Source organism: Fundidesulfovibrio soli (genome assembly GCF_022808695.1).
In the GTDB taxonomy this organism is placed as follows: domain Bacteria; phylum Desulfobacterota; class Desulfovibrionia; order Desulfovibrionales; family Desulfovibrionaceae; genus Fundidesulfovibrio; species Fundidesulfovibrio soli.
Map to the genome: position 1 here is coordinate 1 of NZ_JAKZKW010000007.1, position 18,838 is coordinate 18,838.

13 protein-coding genes are annotated in these 18,838 nt (G+C 67.9%); 5 read left to right on the forward strand and 8 right to left on the reverse strand.

Annotated elements, in window-relative coordinates:
• Window positions 1–116 precede the first annotated feature (116 nt).
• The 3 genes from MLE18_RS08345 to MLE18_RS08355 all read right to left on the reverse strand — a co-directional run bounded on the left by MLE18_RS08345 (window position 117) and on the right by MLE18_RS08355 (window position 4,622).
• Window positions 117–1,547, reverse strand: coding sequence for a C40 family peptidase (locus tag MLE18_RS08345; protein ID WP_243438335.1), 1,431 nt, complete (start codon window positions 1,545–1,547; stop codon window positions 117–119).
• Between the two features lie 139 nt (window positions 1,548–1,686).
• Entirely contained in the window at window positions 1,687–4,104 is a 2,418-nt protein-coding gene (locus MLE18_RS08350; RefSeq protein WP_243438336.1) for a methyl-accepting chemotaxis protein, read from the reverse strand.
• A gap of 152 nt (window positions 4,105–4,256) precedes the next feature.
• On the reverse strand, window positions 4,257–4,622 hold the full coding sequence (locus MLE18_RS08355) for a hypothetical protein (RefSeq protein WP_243438337.1): 366 nt from the start codon (window positions 4,620–4,622) through the stop codon (window positions 4,257–4,259).
• Window positions 4,623–4,848: 226 nt separating this feature from the next.
• Here MLE18_RS08355 and MLE18_RS17935 point away from each other — a divergent pair, with 226 nt between their 5' ends.
• The gene (locus tag MLE18_RS17935) at window positions 4,849–6,147 is read left to right on the forward strand and encodes a GGDEF domain-containing response regulator (RefSeq protein WP_272881559.1); all 1,299 of its coding nucleotides are present in this window, start codon (window positions 4,849–4,851) and stop codon (window positions 6,145–6,147) included.
• Window positions 6,147–8,441, forward strand: a complete 2,295-nt coding sequence (rnr, locus tag MLE18_RS08370) for a ribonuclease R (protein ID WP_243438338.1) — start codon at window positions 6,147–6,149, stop codon at window positions 8,439–8,441. The genes MLE18_RS17935 and rnr overlap by 1 nt, the downstream gene beginning before the upstream one ends.
• A gap of 117 nt (window positions 8,442–8,558) precedes the next feature.
• Here rnr and MLE18_RS08375 read toward each other — a convergent pair whose 3' ends face one another.
• The 4 genes from MLE18_RS08375 to MLE18_RS08390 form a co-directional block, all read right to left on the reverse strand.
• On the reverse strand, window positions 8,559–10,208 hold the full coding sequence (locus tag MLE18_RS08375; protein WP_243438339.1) for an ABC transporter substrate-binding protein: 1,650 nt from the start codon (window positions 10,206–10,208) through the stop codon (window positions 8,559–8,561).
• A complete protein-coding gene (locus tag MLE18_RS08380; protein WP_243438340.1) occupies window positions 10,209–10,502 on the reverse strand; it encodes a hypothetical protein in 294 nt (97 codons plus the stop codon). It lies immediately after the preceding gene.
• 69 nt (window positions 10,503–10,571) lie between these two features.
• Window positions 10,572–11,999, reverse strand: a complete 1,428-nt coding sequence (mnmE, locus tag MLE18_RS08385) for a tRNA uridine-5-carboxymethylaminomethyl(34) synthesis GTPase MnmE (protein ID WP_243438341.1) — start codon at window positions 11,997–11,999, stop codon at window positions 10,572–10,574.
• A gap of 96 nt (window positions 12,000–12,095) precedes the next feature.
• Window positions 12,096–14,363 (reverse strand): CHASE2 domain-containing protein, encoded by a 2,268-nt coding sequence (locus tag MLE18_RS08390; RefSeq protein WP_243438342.1) that lies wholly within the window; start codon window positions 14,361–14,363, stop codon window positions 12,096–12,098.
• A 91-nt stretch (window positions 14,364–14,454) separates the two neighbouring features.
• Between MLE18_RS08390 and MLE18_RS08395 the strand changes: the two genes are divergently transcribed.
• The gene (locus tag MLE18_RS08395; RefSeq protein WP_243438343.1) at window positions 14,455–15,564 is read left to right on the forward strand and encodes a VgrG-related protein; all 1,110 of its coding nucleotides are present in this window, start codon (window positions 14,455–14,457) and stop codon (window positions 15,562–15,564) included.
• A 147-nt stretch (window positions 15,565–15,711) separates the two neighbouring features.
• On the opposite strand, the gene MLE18_RS08400 is transcribed toward MLE18_RS08395, so the two are convergent.
• The gene (locus tag MLE18_RS08400; protein ID WP_243438344.1) at window positions 15,712–16,464 is read right to left on the reverse strand and encodes an ABC transporter ATP-binding protein; all 753 of its coding nucleotides are present in this window, start codon (window positions 16,462–16,464) and stop codon (window positions 15,712–15,714) included.
• Window positions 16,465–16,992: 528 nt separating this feature from the next.
• On the opposite strand from MLE18_RS08400, the gene MLE18_RS08405 reads away from it, so the two are divergent.
• Complete coding sequence (locus tag MLE18_RS08405; RefSeq protein ID WP_243438345.1) at window positions 16,993–17,610, forward strand: winged helix-turn-helix transcriptional regulator; 618 nt, start codon at window positions 16,993–16,995, stop codon at window positions 17,608–17,610.
• Window positions 17,607–18,719, forward strand: a complete 1,113-nt coding sequence (locus MLE18_RS08410) for an N-acetylneuraminate synthase family protein (protein WP_243438346.1) — start codon at window positions 17,607–17,609, stop codon at window positions 18,717–18,719. The genes MLE18_RS08405 and MLE18_RS08410 overlap by 4 nt, the downstream gene beginning before the upstream one ends.
• The last annotated feature ends 119 nt before the right edge of the window (window positions 18,720–18,838 follow it).

Below are 18,838 nucleotides of genomic sequence, written 5' to 3' on the forward strand. Positions count from 1 at the left end.
CGGCGGGTTCGGCCCTGGAGAGGCCTCGGCCGGACCCGCTACAACTCATCGCGCCCTGAGAACGAAAGGCATGCAAGCCTTCCCGCCAGCGCCAGGTATTCCCCGCGTCCGCTCCCCTACTGCTGCGACTCCTCCGGATTCTCGCCGTCGGGCTCCAAGCCGTCCTTGCCGCCGCCGGGCGCCACGAGCGTCATGCCGCGCACCCTGTTGAGCAGGATGCGCTCAGGCCCCACCTCGGGGTAGATCTCGCCCACCCGCAGCGTGGTGACCACCGCCTTGCCGATGACCCTGCGGCCTTCGGTGCCGTTGGGCTCGATCGTGCGCATGCCCCAGACGTTGTGGAACACGATGGGGTGGCCCTTGTACTGCCCGATGTAGAGCAGGATATGCCCGGGCATCCAGATCAGGGTCCTGAAGGGCACGCCGTTTTTCAGGATGGACTGCTCCTTCTCCTGCGGGGACATGCCCTCGAGCGGGATGTACGTGCCGGTCCGGGCCTGCGCGGCCGAGTTGCGCGGCAGCCAGACCCCGAAGGGGGCCAGGGCGTCGCGGGTGGTGGCGGAGCAGTCGCGCTTGCCGTCCAGCCCGCCCCAGCCGTAGGCTTGGCCCATCATCTGGTTCAATGCGACCGCGATGTTGGCTGGGGTGGCCGCCAGGGGCATGAGCGCGGCCTCGCCCTGGGTGAGCCAGACGCCCATGTTGGAGGCGCGGTTGCCCGGGCCGGGCGCGGGCACGGAAATCTTGAGGCGCACGCCGTCGGTCTCCTCCACGGGCAGCACCGCGCCGACCCCGGCGCTCACGCCGCCCCCCAGGGGCACGTTCTCCCTGATGACGGCCGCGAAGGGACGCGAGGTGTACTGGGCGATGTAGGCGTCGTCCACGAAGGCCAGATCCTGCATGCGCACCCAGCCTGGGGCGATGGCCGTCTCCACCAGGGCCCAGGCCCCGTCGCGGCTGATGTGGTCCACCAGCACGGGCGTGCCGATCCACAGCGCGGAGACCTGGAGCATGTCGAAGGGGTAGCCCTGGCCCGGGCGTCCCGGGGGGCCGAGGCGGTGGTCCAGGGTGGGGATGGCCCTCAGGTTGGTGTTGGCCACCGCGATGGCCGGGCGGCGCTGGGAGCCGAAATAGCGCATGTTGGCGTTCCAGACGATGCGGTCGGACCAGGGTCTCAGGCGCATCTGGCCGGAGTCGTCGTAGCCGGGGTTGCGCGAATAGGCCGCCAGCGACTTGGTGGCCGACTTGCGGGCGTAGGCCGGATTGGAGGCGCGCCACGGGCCGAACAGACGCTCCAGGTACACGCTGGAGCGCATCCTGGCCGCCTCGGTGGAGAGCAGGAGTTGGTCGGCCTTGGATTTATCCAGGTAGGCGTTGGCGTCCTGGGGCAGCTCCTTGAGGTCGTCCAGGGGTTTGACGGCGGTGCTTGCGCCCCATTTCGGCTTCGGCTCGAAGCTGACCCCGGTTTCTTTGGGACCGCAGGCCCCGGCCAGGACAGCGAGCGCCAGAAGCACGAGGGCCGAGGCGCGCAGGAAAAAGCGGCTACGCATGAATAATCTTCTCCGGGGAGGCGTCCCCGCACCGGGAGTGCCCCCCAAAGCCATCAGGGTCAAGGGTTTTGCGATAAAAAACGCGGCCGCCCCGAAAAGGGCGGCCGCGCCTCGGATCATTCGGCGGGTTTAGGGCCGGTCACTCCTTGATGGCCACCACGCTGCGCAGCCGCTGGGCCAGCTCGGCCAGGCCGGACAGGGCCTGGGCCGAGGCGTCCATGCCCCGCGCGGTGCTGGCTGACACGGCGTGAACGTCGTCCAGGGCCTTGCCGATGTGCTCGCTCACGGAGGACTGCTCCTCCGCCGCGGTGGCGATGGTCCGCACCTGCTCCGCCGTGAGGTGCACCAGCTCCACGATGCGCTTGAGCGAATCGCCGGAAAGCTCCGACAGGGAGGTGGCCTTGTCCACGGTCTCCACGGCCTTCACGGTGACGTCCAGGTTGTTGCGGGTCTCGTTCTGGATGGCCCCGATAACCTCGGAGACCTCGCCGGTGGCGTGCACGGTTTTCTCCGCAAGCTTGCGCACCTCGTCGGCCACCACGGCGAAGCCGCGCCCCGCGTCGCCCGCGCGGGCGGCCTCGATGGCGGCGTTGAGCGCCAGCAGGTTGGTCTGGTCGGCAATGTCGTTGATCACGGTAAGGATTCGGCCGATATCCTGCGCGCGCCTGCCCAGGCCGTCCATGTTGGAGCGCAGCAACTCGGTCTGGGCGCGCACGGAGTCGATGACCTCCCTGGCCTGGCGCACAACCTTCTCGCCCTGCTCGGCGGTCTCCCTGGTGGCTTCGGCCTGGGTGGAGGCTTCCTGGGCGCTGCGGGCAGCGTCCCTCGACGCGGCCGTCATCTCCGACATGGAGGACAGCGTCTCCTCCACGCGGGATTTCTGGATGTCCGCCCCCTGCGAGACCTCCTCCACCTGGGCGGAGATCTCCTCCAGGGAGCCGGAAATCTCCTCAGCCACGGCGGTGATCTCCGCATTGACGTGGCGCAACTGCTCCAGGTGTTCCTCCAGGGCCTCCTCGCGCTCCACCATGCCGGTGACGTCCTGGGCCAGCTCGAGGTATCCGAGCAGGGTGCCGTGGTCGTCGGTGATGGTCTTCACGAAGGGGCGCAGCACCACGCGTCTGCCTTCCTTGATGCATTCGATGCGCGCGGCCCCGTCCCCCCGGGTGTTGTCTCGCTCACGCTGGATCGGGCAGTCCGGGGTGTTGCAGGCCTTGGTCTTGAAGATGTCGGAGCAGCTCATGCCCGCCAGGGCGCGCTGATCGATGCCGGCGAACTCCGAGGTGGCCTTGTTGGCGAACTTGATGCGGTACTCCTCGTCCACCACGAACAGGGGGTCGGGCACGGCGTCGAGCACTGAGCGGTTGATGGAGATGAGCTGCGAAACCTTGACCATGAGTTTGTTGAACCAGATGGCCAGGCTGGCCATCTCGTCGCGGCTGTCCTCGGGCAGCCTGTCCGTGAGGTCGGCCTTGTCTTCGGTGATGTCGCGGATCTTGGCCACGATGCGGTCGATGGGACGGGCCACGGAGCGCATGAAGGCGATGCTCGCGATGCCCGTGGGCACGATCAGCAGCAGGGCCAGCAGCGCCGCCAGGGTGTATTTCGCCGTGCTGATGGTGGCCGATTCGCTGGCCGTGTTGACCACCGCCACCATCACCCCGGTCTGCACTCCCTTGTAGTCCTTGATGGGGAATGCGCCCAGGGAGAGGTCGCCCTTGCGCTCCACCACCAGCTCCTTCTGGCCGCGCGCCAGAAGCTCGGGCGTCACCAGCTTCTCCAGCCCTGCGTCCTTGGCGCCGCTGACGCGCACGAACTTGCCGTCCAGCACAGGGTTCTTGGCGGGATCGCGCAGGGCGGCCGTGATGTTCAGGAACTGTGCGTTCATGTACAGCAGCAGTTCCTGCCCCTCGGAGGCCGCGCCTTCCAGGATGGGGCCGAACTCCGCCAGCAGTTCCACGGAGCCGAGCTGCTTGTTCTGGGCGGTCTTCACTGGGGCGACGCCGCGGATGACGAAGCCGCCTTCGCCAAGCTCAACGCCCATCACGGGCTTGCCGGTGGCGTTGACGTCCTTCACGGTGGGCCTGAAGGCGGAGATGTCGTCCGAGACGTCGAGCTTCTGGCCGTTGCGGGTGACCTGCTTGTCGCGCCAGAGCCGCACGAGGCTGCGGGCGTTGGGCAGGTGGTAGTGCAGCATGAGCTTGCGCCCGCCGAGCACCTCCGAGTATCCCGCGCCGACGTCGGCCAGTTCCTTGCGGATGCGCTGGCGGGCGTTCTGGGCCGCGGGGTCGGCCTCGTCGTTGATATTGCCCGAGAGGGCTTCTTCGTAGGCGGCGATGACGCTGGGGATGCGGCTGAACATGGCAGCCTGCTCCAGGGTCATGCGTGAGACGTTCTCGATGGCGTTCTCCACCTCGGCGGCCTTGCCCGCCACGATGCGCATCACGAAACGTTTTTCAAGTGCGCTCAGCGAGCTGTCCAGGGTCCACAGGCTGACCCCGCCCAGGATGATGACTACGGCAACGAAAGGCAGAAACATCTTGCCCCGAATACCCATTATACACCCCTGTCCATGTATAGAAATTTTCAATAGATAACGTTTTCGTCGCACTCTTAAAAAATATCATTCGTGCCCCTGTCAACCGCCTGTAACGCATTTGCCGAAAAAAGAATCAAAGGATAAATTTCACAATATCCAAGCACATTCAGTCATTCCTGTGAGCCGCCGCCCTCCAAGGCGTCGACGACCTCAAGGCCCCAGCGGGAGAAGCCGCGCACGACAATCGGGCCGAAGCCCGAGCCGCAGGCCACAAGCCTCCCCTTGCCGCCCGGGTCCATCTCGGCCCGCACCGCGTTGCAGAACAACGCGGCCTCAGCCGGGCCGAAGCGCCCGACGGAGCTGACGAAGACCAGATCGTCCCCATTGTGCCTGAAGTCGAGGTATGCCGGGCCGTAGGCCACCAGACAGGCCTCGATGCAGGTCCGCAGCCTGCCCTCGACCTCACCGGCCTCCTCGAAGCTGAGGTCTCCGCCCAGGCGGATTTCCCCCACCAGCTCCCAGTCGCGTTCCTCCATGCGCCCTCCTTGAGAATTTCCATGATTCCAGTTGTCTCCGCTCCTACACTGGTTTATGGAGCGTATGAAGACCCAAAAGAGCGCGAGATACGGCAGAGGCCGCGCACGCGCCAGCCGGAGAAGACAAACGCGCCTCGTTGCGGTAAGCATGTCCGCCCTGAGAGCTGCCGCTCTTGAGCGGGACATGTCACTGGGACCGGTCCACGGAACGAAGGATGGCTGTCTTATGCTCCACGACCCCACCGAACTCTCCCCCGAGGAGATTCTCTCCAAAATCACGCTCCTGCTCGTGGAAGACGACGCGATAACCGCCGAGACCCTGGCGAGGTTCCTTTCCAAGCGCATGGCCACGGTGCTCAAGGCCCGGGACGGCGCCGAAGGGCTCAGGATGTTCCGGGAACACCGCCCGGACATCGTCGTCGCGGACATCAACATGCCCGTGATGGACGGGCTCTCCATGGCGGCCATCATCAAGACCGAGTCGCCCGACACCCCGGTGATCGCCGTGACCGCCCACACCGAGGACCACGTGCTGCGCAAGGCCCTGCAGGTCGGCCTGGAGGGCTACATCACCAAACCGCTTGAGACGGACGCCCTCATCCCGGTGCTCTACCGCAACGCCCGCGTGGTGACCCAGCGCAAGCGGGATGACGTGCGGTCGCACATGATCTCCTACCTGCTCGACATCAACCCGCACCTGATCGTCTCCTGCCAGGACGGACGGGTGGACTACGCCAACCTGACCTTCCTGCAATACATGGGGCACGACTCCCTGGAGTCGCTCCTTTCGGGGAAGCCGGGCGCCATGCGGGACATCTTCGTGGCCGGAACGCGCTACCCGATCACCGATTTTGCCTCCTGGATGGGCAGGCTGCGCGACCCGGATCTCACGGACCGCAACGCGTGTTTTTCCTCCTCCGGAGGCGAGTGCTTCTACGAGAACACCTTCTGGGTGTCCTCGCGCTCCTTCCCGGAGCTGGGCCGCGACATCGTCACCTTCACGGACATCACCCCCCTGGAGCGCGAGCGCGTCCAACTGCTCTACCGGGCCACCACGGACAGCCTCACCGGCGTGAGCAACCGCTACAAGCTCACGGAATACATCAACGCCGAGCACACCCGCTTCAAGCGCTACGGGATGCCGCTGAGCCTCGTCATGGTGGACATCGACCACTTCAAGGAAATCAACGACACCCATGGCCATTCCGTGGGCGACGACGTGCTCGTGGAGCTGGCGGGGCTCATGTTGCGCGACATCCGCGACACCGACTCCCTGGGCCGCTGGGGCGGCGAGGAGTTCCTGATCGTCTCGCCCATCACCGGCCTGGGTGACGCCCTGGATTTCGCCGAGCGCATGCGCGCCAGCATCGAACGCAAGAAGTTCCCGGCGACCGGCCGCGTGACCTGCAGCTTCGGCGTGGTGGAGCTGGGCAAGGACGAGTCCGTGCAGGAGCTTTTGCAGCGCGTGGACGCCGCCCTCTACAAGGCCAAGAACAACGGCCGCAACCGCGTGGAGACCATCTGATGGGCAACCGCCCCGGTAAGAAGGGCCGCAAGCAGGGCCAACCAGCCATCGACCAGACCGAGGTGCTGCGCCTTTTCAGGCGCACAGGCACCCCCATGACCCTCAAGGACGTACTCGCAGGGCTTGAGGCCCCGAAGATGCACAAGGGCCAGGTGCAGCACCTGCTGGAGCAGCTCACCGGCGAGGGCAGGCTCATCCGCCTGCAGGGCGCCTGGGGGCTTTCCGGGAACATGCGCCTGGTGACCGGCAAGCTGGAGGTGCAGCGCTCCGGTGTGGGCTACCTCATCTGCGACGACAAACGCCGCAAGGACGTGTTCATCAACCCGCGCGACTTCGGCGAGGCCTGGCACGGCGACCGCGTGGCCGCCGCGCTCACCCGCCAGCGCGGCGACAAATGCGAAGGGCGCATCGTGCGCATCCTGGAGCGGCCAGCCGCCGTGCTGCCCTGCCGCGTGGAGCGTCCCCTGCGCGGGGGCCTGCTGCTGTGCAAGCCCACGGACCCGCGCCACACCCACGCCCTGCTGCTGGAGCCGGAGAAAGGCGCCGACGCGCCCAAGCCCGGCGACGTGCTGACCCTCAAGGCCGGGGACAAGATCGACCACCAGCTCTACGCCGCCGAGGTCGTCGAGAACCTGGGCAGCGAGAGCGACATCGCCGTGCAGGAGCGGCTGGTGAAGCTCAATCACGGCGTGCCTGGGCCCTTCCCCGCCGCCTGCCTGGAGCAGGCCGCCACTCTGCCCCCCGCCCCCGGCGAGGCCGACTTCGAGGGCCGGCGGGACATGCGCTCCATGGGCTTCGTGACCATCGACGGGGAGAAGGCCCGCGACTTCGACGACGCCATCCTGGTGGAGCGCGACGGCCCGGGCTACCGGCTCTACGTGGCCATCGCGGACGTGGCCCACTACGTGCCGCAGGATTCCCCCCTGGACCGCGAAGCCCAGGAGCGCGGCAACTCCTACTATTTCCCGCAGTCCGTGGAGCCCATGTTCCCCGAGGCCCTCTCCAACGGGCTGTGCAGCCTGAACCCGGCCGTGCCCCGGCTGGCCATGGTTGTGGAGACGGACTTCCGCGCGGACGGCCACCACGGCGAGAGCCGCTTCTACCCGGCGGTGATCGAGAGCCACGCCCGGCTGACCTACACCCAGGTGAACCGCGCCCTGGTGGACAAGGACGAGGCCGTCCGGGCCGAGATAGCGCCCGTGCTGCCCATGCTGGAGACGGCCGAAATGCTGGCCCGGGCCATCAACCGCCTGCGCGCCGAGAGGGGCAGCCTGGATTTCGACCTGCCCGAGCCGGAGATACTCTTCAACCTGCAGGGCGAGGCCGTGGGCATCCGCCCCCGAGAGCGCCAGTTCGGCAACCAGATCATCGAGGAGTTCATGATCGCGGCCAACGAGGCCGTGGCCCGCTTCCTCACCGAGCACGGCGCGCCCGTACCCTACCGCGTGCACCCCGAGCCGGACCCGGACAAGCTCCAGACCCTCTTCACCATCCTGCAACGCGCCGACATCACCCTGGTGCTGCCCAAGCAGGCCACCCCAAAGGGCCTGCAAGAGCTTCTGCGCCAGGCCCACGGCACGGAGATGGAGTTCCTGGCCAGCAGGCTCATGCTGCGCTCCATGATGCAGGCCCGCTACAACATCGCCAACATGGGCCACTACGGCTTGGCCTCGGAGTGCTACTGCCACTTCACCTCGCCCATCAGGCGCTACGCCGACCTGATGGTCCACCGGGGGCTCAAGGCCGTGCTGGAGGGCCGCCAGCCGCCGCTGAACGCCCGCAGGATGCAGGTCGCCTGCGAGCACATCAGCCAGCGCGAGCGCGTGGCCATGGAAGCCGAGCGCGAGATACTCAAGCGCGCCACAGTGCTCTTCCTGCGCGACAAGGTGGGAGGGGTGTTCGAGGGCGTGGTCTCCTCCCTGTCGGATTTCGGGTTTTGGGTGGAGCTGACGGAGCTGATGGCCGAGGGCCTGGTGCGGCTCTCCACCCTCACGGACGACTACTACGCCCTGTTCCCCGAGCGGCAGGAGCTGCTGGGCCAGCACACCGGGCGCCGCTTCCGCCTGGGCCAGCATGTGCGCGTGGAGCTGACCGACGTGGAGCTTGGCCGCCTGGAGGTCAACCTCAAGCTGGCCGAGGGCGAAAACGGCGAACGCGGAGGACGCCCCGGCCTGCCGCGCAGGCAGGCGGCCAAGGTGGTGAAGGCCGCCAGGTCCGCCAGGCCGGCGAAGGCGGCCAAGGCGGGCGGCAAGCGGCAGGAGAATTCCGGGCGGTCGCGCCGGCCCAAGCGCTGAGGCCTTGCCGGGACGCGACGGCAGACACGCCCCATTCAGCCGTTCCAAAACAAAACAACGCCCGCAGGCTTCGTGCCTGCGGGCGTTTCGTTTCTCTGTCAGGTATGCCCTAGGGGGCTAGTCCTTCTCGGCGGCGTTGATGATGAGCTGCTTCACGCTGCCCGGATCGAACTGGTAGCGGGCCGTCTTGACCCAGTAGTACTTGCCGTCGATGAACTTGATGGTCCAGAAGTCGAAGTCATAGTCTTCGCGGCGGTCGCCGTTCTCGTTCACGGCCATCCAGCCCGTGGTGCCGTAGAAGTGCTCCGCCGTGGGGGCCAGGGCCTTCTTCAGGGCCGGGAAGTCGTCACCGGCGTTGAGCCCGAGGGAGGTGCACAGCCACACGATGTCGTAGGCGACCAGTGCCTGGGTGTCCACGAAAGCGTTCACCTTGTCCTCCACGCGCTTCTCAAGCTCGCTGTAGAGGGCGGTGCCTGTCTCGCCAAGGCGGGCGAAGGCCACGCGGACCTTTGCCGCGAACTTGGCCACGTCCTGGTCCTGGATGATGGCGCCGCGCAGGGCCGCGCTGTCGCTGCCGTACCAGTGGGCCTCGTCCAGGCCGGGAACCTTGGCGGCCTCCCGCAGGATGGCGGCGGTGTGCGAGCCGTTGGCGGCAACCACGATGGCCAACTTCTTCTTGTCCTTCACGCTCTTGTCTATCTGGGCCTTGAGGTCGGCCACGTAGCTGGCCATGCCGGTGGTCACCTCGGGGCGGAAGCGGGTGCCGGGGATGATCTGGCCGCCCTGGTTGGCGAACTGGCCCTTGATGTGGGTGACCACCTCGTCGCCGTAGATGTCGCCTTCCCAGATGCTGATGAGCTGGGTGCAGCCTTCCTGGCTGGCCAGCACGGCGATGGCCTCGGCCTGATAAGCGTCGGTGGGCACGAAACGGAACAGGTTGTCGCCGGGCCTGGCCAGATAGGGGCCCGCGCTGCCCATGGAGAGCAGCAGGATGCCGTTCTTGGTGGCGAAATCGAGCACGGCGTCCACTTCGTTGTCGCTGTAGGGTCCCACGACCATGCGGATGCCCGCCACGGAGAGGGCCTTGAGGCGCTCCAGGGCGGTGGCCGGGTTGGAGGCAGTGTCCTCGATCTGGACGCTCACGCGGTCGGTGGAGCCCATCTCGGCCAGATAGGCGTTGATGTCAGCGACGGCCAGCTCGATGGCCGCCTTGCTGCCCTGGCCCTGGGCCGCCTGCGCGCCGGTGAGCGGCAGCAGGGCCCCGATAGACACCTTGGTGTCCTTGCCTTTGGCGCGAACGGGCATGGCGCTCAACTTGTCGGGGCGGATGGACGCCGAACCGGCCGCGGCGGGCGCGGCCTTGGCCCCCTTGGCGGGGGTGCGGGCGGCAGGAGCCTGCGCCGGAGCGGCGGGAGCCGCCTGCGCGGCCTCAATCGGCTCTGCAGCGGGCTGCGCAGGAGCTGCCTGCGCGGCTGACTTTTTACCCGGCTTGGCGGCCGGACTGGCAGGCGCTCCAGGAGAAACAGCGGGAGCGGAGGCCTGATCGGGCGCCCCGGCAGGGGCGGCGGCCTGATCCAGGGGGACGACCTCACCCGGTTTGGGCAAGACCCTGGGCGGCGTCTTGGCCCGTTTCGGGGCCGCGCCTGTGGCGGGGGCCGCCTCGGGCTGATCCGAGGGGGCCGTCTGGGCCGAGGCCACCACGCAGGAAAACAGCGTCACGGCCAGGAGCATGAAAAGGGGTTTGGCAATCTTTCCCGCCGAAAACATCTAGTCGCCTCCATCTGTTGCAAAAACGCGTGTGCCGAGGAAATCGAGCACCACGAAATAAAGATCCGCCGGGCAGACCTTCTCATCCACTTCGGCCAAATGGGGCAATTCGGACTCGGAGGCGATGCTCAGCGCCTCGAACAGGGCGGCCTCGTTGCCGGGCCCGAACAAATCCTCCACGAGGCGGGCCAACTCCACGAGGTCCGGCGGAGCACCGTCGACAAGGCGGACACCTGCGCCCTCTCCGAAGGTCACGGAGAAGTGATCCAGGTAGTCCGCCGCCAAATCCTGCATACTGCAAGCCCCCTCAATGACTATAATCCGGAGCGTCGAAAAAGGAAACGCCAAAAGGACGCCTCCCGTCTATTTGCCAATGCAGAAACCGTCGAAAATGGCGTTGAGCACGTCGCCGGGCGCGATCTCGCCCGTTATCTCAGCCAGCCTGGAGCAGACGCCCTCCAGGCGCACTCCCAGCAGATCCGGCGGCACACCGGCGCGGGTATCCTGCGCCAGGGCTTCCAACTCTTGGGCGGCCAGGGCCAGCAGGGCGTTCTCCCTGTCGTTGGGCACGGGCACGCCCGAGTCCGCCTGGGGTCCGTGCTCCAGCAGGCGGCGGCGCAATGCGGCGCAGAGCCCTTCGAGGCCCTGGCCCGTGCGCGCCGATACCTCCAGCACCTCGATCCCCGCTTCCGTCAGGAGCAACCGGGGGTCGCCCCCGCTCCCCCCGGATGCCCCAAACGGCAGGTCGGCCTTGTTGACCACGCCCAGCACGCGCGCCGGATCCAGGCTGACGGGGCCGCACTCGCATTGCAGCCCGGCCGGGTCGAAAGGCCTGGAGCCGTCCAGCACCAGCAGCACCAGGGAGCTGGCCTTCATGAGGTCCATGCATCTGGCCTGGCCCTCGCGCTCCACGGGGTCAGCCGCGGTGTCCGCGGCCTCGCGCAGCCCGGCGGTGTCCACCAGACGCAGGGGCAGGCCGTCAAGGTCGATCTGTTCCTCCAGGAAGTCCCTGGTGGTGCCCGGGGCGTCGCAGACGATGGCCCGCTCGCGCCCCACCAGGGCGTTGAGCAGGCTGGACTTGCCCGCGTTGACCGGCCCGGCCAGCACCACGGTCTCGCCCTCGCGCAGCGGCCTGGAGCGGACGTGGGCCGCCCGCATCCGCTCTATGGCGCTCCCGACCTCGTCCAGCACGGCCAGGAAGTCCGCCTCGTCCAGGCACTCGCCTTCGTCGTCGGGGAAGTCCACGGCCAGGCAGATGCGCTGCCGGAGCGTCTCCAGCCGGGCGCGCAGCTCGGACACGCGGCGGCCCATGAGCCCCTCCAGCCGGGAGAGGGCCAGGTGCGCCCCGGCCGTGGTCCGCGCGGCGATGAGCTCGGCCACGGCCTGGGCCTGCGAGAGGTCCATGCGCCCGGCCAGGAAGGCCCGCCGCGTGAACTCCCCGCGCTGGGCGTGGCGCGCGCCCAGGGCCACGGCGGCGTTCACCGCCGCCTGTAGGATGGCTGGCGAGCCGTGGCAGTGGAACTCCAGCACGTCCTCCCCGGTGTAGGAGCCGGGGCCGGGCATGGAGGCGGCCAGCACATCGTCCAGGGGCTGGCCGCGCTCGTCCAGGAGCGTGCCGTGGTGCAGACGGTAGGGCTTGAACCCTGAAAAGTCCGGCCTGGCGGAGCGGAACATGGCCTGGCCGATGCGCCGGGCCTCGGGGCCGCTCAGCCGCACGACGCCCACGCCGCCGCGCCCCGGAGCGGTCACAATGGCGGCGATGGTGTCCTTGGGTGAATACGCGGCGCGCATCAGGCCTGCACGCCTTGGGCCTGCGCCCCCTGGGCTGAAGGCCCAATCTTGCTGCTGAGGATACTTTTCATGGCTTGAACTGGATGGGCGCGGGCCCTATTTGCTGGTGTGCTCGTACACGCCGGTCCACTCCTGACCCGGCGGGTTTGCGATATAGTGGCGGCAGCGTTCGGCGTAGAGGCCGTAGAGGTCCCCGCCGGGGTTGCGGCCTAAATCCTCGAAAATCTCCAGGGCCTCGGGGAAGCTCCCCTCCCGGTAGCGGGCCAGACCCTTCTCCCAGCGCTCCAGCTCGCCCCCCAGCCCACCCTCTGGCGCGCCGTCGCGCAGGGTGTAGATGGTCACGGGCTCGTGCTTGCCCTTGACCAGCACCCGGTCCACCTCCTGCCAGGTGAAGCCCTCCCCGGCGGCGGCGCGCATGGCCTGGGTGACCAGCAGGCGCTGGTGGTAGAACTTGGTCAGGCCCTCCAGGCGGGAGCAGAGGTTCACGTTGTCGCCGATGATGGTGTAGTCGAACAGGTCCTCGGAGCCGAAGTTGCCCACGCGCACCGAACCCAGGTGCAGGCCGATGCCGATGCTGATCTCAAAGCCGTAGCGGGCCTTGAACCACTGGTTGAGCCGGTCCAGCTCGCGCAGCATGTCCAGGGCCGTGAGCACGGCCTGCCGGGGGTGGCCGGGCACGTCCAGCGGGGCGTTCCAGAAGGCCATCACCGCGTCGCCGATGAACTTGTCCAGGGTGCCGGAGTGCTCGGTGACCAGCCGGGTCATGGGCGTGAGGTACTCGTGCAGCAGGGCCACCACCTGCGTGGGGGAGAGCTTCTCCGAGATGGTGGTGAAGCCGCGCACGTCCGAGAAGAGCACGCTCACCTCTTTTTCCTCTCCGGTGAGGGTGAGCCTGTCGGGCTGGGCCACGATCTGGTCCACCACCGCCGGGGAGAGGTAGTGCCCGAACGCGGACTGGATGAAGCGCTTCTGGCGCTCCTCCAGCAGGAACTTGAGGAAGGTGAGCAGCGTGAAGTTGCCCGCCAGGGCCATGAGCGGGGCCAGGGGCGAGAGGTGGAAGTCCATGGCGTTCATGGACCAGACCGACACCCCCCACATGCCCGCGCCCGCCAGCAGGGCCGACGCGCCCACCCACAGCGAGCGGGTGAACATCATCTGCACGGTGACCCACAGCCCGAACAGCCCCGTGAGCAGAAGCTCGATGTACCAGCCGTCGATGGGGTGGCGCAGGAACCTGTCCGTGAGCACCATCTCGGCCACGGTGGCGTGGGCCTCCACGCCGGGGCAGCTCTGGTCCAGCGGGGTGGCGCGCACGTCCTGCAGGCCCCTGGCCGAGGTGCCCACGAAGACGATCTTACCGGCCAGCTCCTCCTGGGGCACGCGGCCCTGCATCACGTCCACGGCGGAGATGTAGGGGAAGGTTCGCGAGGGGCCGCGATAGTCCAGCAGCACCCGGCCGTGGCGGTCCAGCGGGATGGAGCGCATGCCCATCTCGCCCAGGTCCAGGCGCAGGGACATGTCCTGCCCGCCGTAGGGGTTCGGCTCCACGAAGAGCACCGCGCCCTTGTCCCCGAAGGCGCGCATGAGCGTGGCCGCGGCCAGGCTCGGGTAGGGCGCGCCCTTGTAGCCGATGGTCAGCGGCACCCAGCGCACGATGTTGTCCTGGTCGGGGAAGGAGTTGAAGAACCCGGCCCAGCGCCCCGAGGCCGTCAGCTCCGGCAGGGGGCAGACCGCCCCCTCGGCCTGGGATATCTGCAAGGGCCTGTCCGCCGCGCCCGGCGCCCGGCGGACCGTCAGGCGGGGGGGCGGCAGCGGGCAGCCCTCGCGGGCGGCGGCGCTGTCCTGTTGGTCGAAGATGAAGAAATACCCCAGCACGAAAGGGCCGCCCGCGAGGTTGTCCGCCAGCAGCCGGTCGTTGTCGCGCAGGCCCTCGGGCAGCCCGGTGAAGTCCATGTCCACGCCGAGCGCCCCCAACTGGCGGCGGATGCGCTCGGGGGAGGTCTGGTCCGGCTCGGAGAAGACCATGTCCATGCCCACGGCGGATGCGCCGTACTGCTTGAGCCTGCCCAGCAGCAGCGCGGTCTGGTAGCGGGGCCAGGGCCACTGGCCCACCTCGGCCAGGGTCTTCTCGTCTATGTCCACCACGGCCACCCGCCCCGAAAGCGGCGGCTTGGGCCGCTGGCGCAGGAGCACGTCGTAGACCTTGTAGTCCAGGAAGGCCAGCCAGCCCGGCTGGCTCCAGTGCACGAAGCACATACCGGCCGTCACGGCCAAACCGGGCAGGAACAGCGCCAGCCAGAGCCGGATGTCGCGCAATCGCGCCCAAAAACCGGATTCGGCGCCGGTTTTGTGCTTTCGAGACACTTTTCACTCTCCGTGAAATCGGATAAGGCCGCGTTATGGCGGGCGTCCCCCGGTGTCGTGAGCCCCGCCCGCCGGGAACGGGACCACATAAGTGAACGCACAGCCTGAAACTCCGGGGCCGACGGCCCGGATACTCTCATGCCTGGACCCGCAGAGCAAACGGCTCCTGCTCGGCGGGGCGCTCGGCTACGCCCTGTGCCTGTGGGTGGTGCTGTGCATGGGGCCGCGCTGGCCGGAGTTGACGCCGCCGCCCAGGCCCGACACCCTGGACATGGCCGGGCCCATGCTCAACCCGGTGGTGGCCCGCAGGCTCGTGCAGGATATGCTCCAGGACGACAGGCCCGTCCCCGGCGAGGTCCGCGTCCGGATCGTGCACAACGCGGTGCGCCGCAGCATCGACTTCAGCGCCCTGCACCCCGACGACCCGGCGGCCTGGCCCCGGCGGGCGGCCCTGACCCTGTGGGGCAAGTCCAACGCGGTGCGCAGGGGCACCCCCACATACACCATGGCCTGCCTGATGCCCATGCCCGGGCCTGGCTCCAGGCTCTCCCACCAGGCCCCGCCCGGGGTGCTGGCGGCCCGCTTCGAGTCAGGCGACGATGGCGCGGCCAGCGTGGGGCACACCCCCAAGGCGGGCACCAGCTACGGCACCTTCCAGATCGCCTCGGGCACGCCCACCTACGCCAATTTCCTGCGATACCTCAAGGAGCGCGCGCCGGACCTGCACGCCAGGCTCCAGAGCCAGGGTCCGGCCAACACCGGCTCGACCTCCGGCCCGGTTGCCGAGGAATGGCGGCGCATAGCCGAGGAGAACCGCCGCCGCTTCGAGAGCCTGCAGTACGAGTTCATCCTGACCAGCCACTATCGCCCAGCCGTGAAGGAAATCTTCACGCAGACCGGGGTGGACGTCTCCGCGCTCTCGCCCGCCACCCGGGAAGTGCTCTGGAGCGCGGCCGTGCAGCACGGCGTGGGCGGAGCGGCGGCCATCTTCGCCTGCGCCATCAACGCCGTGAAGCCGCGCATCGTGGAGGAGCGCAAGGTGAACCTGTTCGAGGCAGCGCTCATCGAGGAAGTCTACCGCCAGCGCCTTGCGCTCAAGGGCCACAGCCCGCTGCTGGCCAAGGACGCCATGCTCAACCGCTACATCCGGGAGAAATCCCAGGCCCTTGGGCTGCTGGACCGGCACTACTCCGGCACGTAGCAGCCTGTTGAAAATTCCCGATGGTGCGTTGCCTCGAAAAAGTCAAACCCTCACGTATGCCAAATACGCTTCGGCCTTGACTTTTTCGTGCGCCTTGCCAGCGGGCTTTTTGAACAGGCTGCAAGAATCGGCCTTTGCTACAGGCGCTTAGACCCTCTCCAGGTATTCCGGGCCGGGCATGAAGGCCCTGAGCTTGGGGTCCGCGCCTTCCCGGGCTTCGCTGGCGCTGCCCGTGAACACGATGCGCCCTTCGTCAAGCATGGCCACCCTGTCCGCGATGTGGAACACGTCGGGGATGTCGTGGCTGACCATCACGGCCGTGAAACCGAAGGCCTTGCGCGAATCGTCAATCAGCTTGAACACGCCCCACTTGCGCATGGGGTCCAGCCCGGTGGTGGGCTCGTCGAACAGGACGATGCGCGGCTCGGTGACAAGGGCCCTGGCCAGGGCCACGCGCTTCTGCATCCCGCCGGAGAGCTGCGAGGGGAAGTTCTCCCCGGTGCCCTTGAGTTCCAGTTGCTCCATCTTGAGGCCCACCCTCCTGGCCACCTCGGGCTCAGGCAGTCGCAGCTTCTCGCGCAGGGGCAGCGCGATGTTGTCGAACACCGTGAGGGAGTCGAACAGGGCCATGGCCTGGAACATGTAGGACATGACGCCCTTGAGCCCGCCCAGTTCGGCCCTGCTCATGGAGCCCAGGGCCCTGCCCTCGAACCAGACGTCGCCGGAATCAGGGCGCAAGAGGCCGATGATGTGCTTGAGCAGCACGCTCTTGCCCTCGCCGCTCTTGCCGATGATGACGGTGAGGCCGCCTGCGGGGATGTCCAGGTCCACGCCGCGCAGCACGCGGCGGCCCCGGAAGGATTTGGTGAGGTTCTTGATCTCGATGAGCGGTGTGGACACGGGTTCGCCTCCGGCCAGGGTTCTTACCCCAGCGATTTCAAATTGCAAGGAGGCTGGCGAAGGGTTTCCCCCTGTTCCTGGCCCGGCCTTGGCCTCCAGCGCGGCGGGCGGCCCGCTGTATTTGAAGAACATCGGGCCGCCCGCCGCGCCGGAGGCCAAGGCCGGACAAGCCGCGTGGCATCCAACTGAGGATTCGACGTCCCTGGACCTGGCTGCGCGGGATGTCCCATGTGGGCGGTTCGCCGGGATGACAAGAAGCCGCATCCAGGCTCCAAAGTCAGGCGGCACAAGGGTTGCACCCCCTTGGGAGTGCGGGTCTGCCGGGCAAATGCTGCCGCCGGACCGTTTGGCCTGTGAACAATCTGCAGACCGGGAGCGGCATCATCTTGAAATCCCGGAGGAATCCCAAACGAGGCGTCCGAATGACAACCGCTTGTTATCCTTTGCGAAAGCACGTATCCAGAGGGCAGACCAGGGATCGCGCCCGCATGCGGTCCGTTCATCCCCTTACCAAACGGTGAGCCGCGCATGTTTCTCGTGAACAAGACCTTCTACCGCCCCAGCAAGGAGGCCCGCCAACTGGCCATTCTGGACGCCCTCTCCCAGGACGGCCAGGTCAGCCAGAAGGAGCTGGGGCGGCGCGCCAACCTCTCCGGGGCCATGGTCAACCAGTACCTGCGCCTCATGGAGGACGAAGGGCTCGTCCGGTACGAGCCCGTCAACGGCAAGAGCTTCCGCTACAGCCTCACAGAACGCGGCGAAGCCTCGCGGCGGGCCATGTTCGCCAGCTTCTCCAGCGAGACTGTGCAGATATACACGGCGCTCAAGGCAGCCATCCAGTCCAGGCTGGCCGGGCTCAAGGCCAGGGGGCTCAAGAAGCTGGCCCTGTTCGGCGCGTCGGAGACCTGCGAGGTGGTGCTCCAGGCCCTGCGGGCGGCCGGAGGCTTCGAGGTGGTGGCCCTGGTGGACAACGACCCGGACAAGGCGGGCAAGACCCTGGGCGGGCACGTGATCTCCCCCCCGGTGGCGCTCAAGTCGCTGCGGCCCCAGGCCGTGGTCATCACCTCCTTCGGCCGCCAGGAGGAGATTTACGAACAGCTGGCAGGGCTCTGCCGGAGCAACAGCGTGGAGATAGTGCGCCTATGAAGCCGGAATCCATCATCAGGCTGCCTGGCGGCAGGGTCATCGGCCCCGGGCAGCCGTGCTTCATCGTGGCCGAAATAGGCAACAACCACCAGGGCGACATGGAGCTGGCCAGGGCGATGGTGCGCGAAGCGGCTCAGGCCGGAGCCCACGCCGTGAAGTTCCAGAAGCGCGACATGTCCGCCATGTTCACCGAGGCGGGCCGCCAGGCCCCCTGCTCCGGCCCCAACTGCTTCGGCCCCACCTACGGCAGCCACCGCCTGGCCCTGGAGCTCTCCATCGAGGAGATGGCCGAACTCAAGGCCCTAGCCGAATCCCTGGGCCTGGCCTTCTTCGCCTCCGCCTGGGACATGCCCAGCCTGCGCCAGGTGATCGGCCTGGGCGTGCCCCTGCTCAAGATCGGCTCCGCCGACTTGGTGAACATCCCCCTGCTGCGCAAAGCCGGGGCCTCGGGCATCCCGCTGATCCTCTCCACGGGCATGAGCAGCCAGGAGGACGTGGACGCCGCCGTGGCCGAGCTGCGCCGCTTTCACGACGACATCGTGCTGCTCCACTGCAACTCAACCTACCCCTGCCCGGACGAACTGGTGGGCCTGCCCGTGATGGCGGCTCTGGCCGCGCGCCACGGCCTGCCCGTGGGCTACTCCGGCCACGAGCGCGGGCTCGGCCCCAGCGTGGCCGCCGTGGCGCTGGGGGCCTGCGTGCTGGAGCGCCACTTCACCCTGGACCGCACCATGCGCGGCACCGACCACCAGGCCTCGCTGGACCCGCAGGGCCTGGCCGAGCTTGTGCGCCTGGTGGGCGAGGCGGAAGCGGCCATGCGCCTGACCTGCAAGGAGGTGGCCGGCTCTGAGTTGGCGGCTTCGCTCAAGCTGCGCAAGTCCATCGTCTTCGCCAGGGACCTGCCCGCCGGGCACGTACTCACCGAGGCCGACCTGGCCGCCAAGTGCCCGGGCGACGGGGTGAGCCCCATCCATTGGGACCGCGCCGTGGGGATGACCCTGGCCGCGCCGGTGCGCCACGACGAACAGTTCCGCTGGGAGCTTGCCCTTGACGCCAAGCACGGAGGGAGTAACGCTGTGAACGTGGCCCGGGCGGCGGTGTCAGACTAGCGAGGACGCCGAATTGCAAGGCCGGGCGAGCCGCGCCGGGTGCGGCCCTGTCCTGCGGAGCGCCGGGCTGGGCGATGTTCTTCAAATACAGCGGACAGTCCGGCGCTCCGCAGGACAGG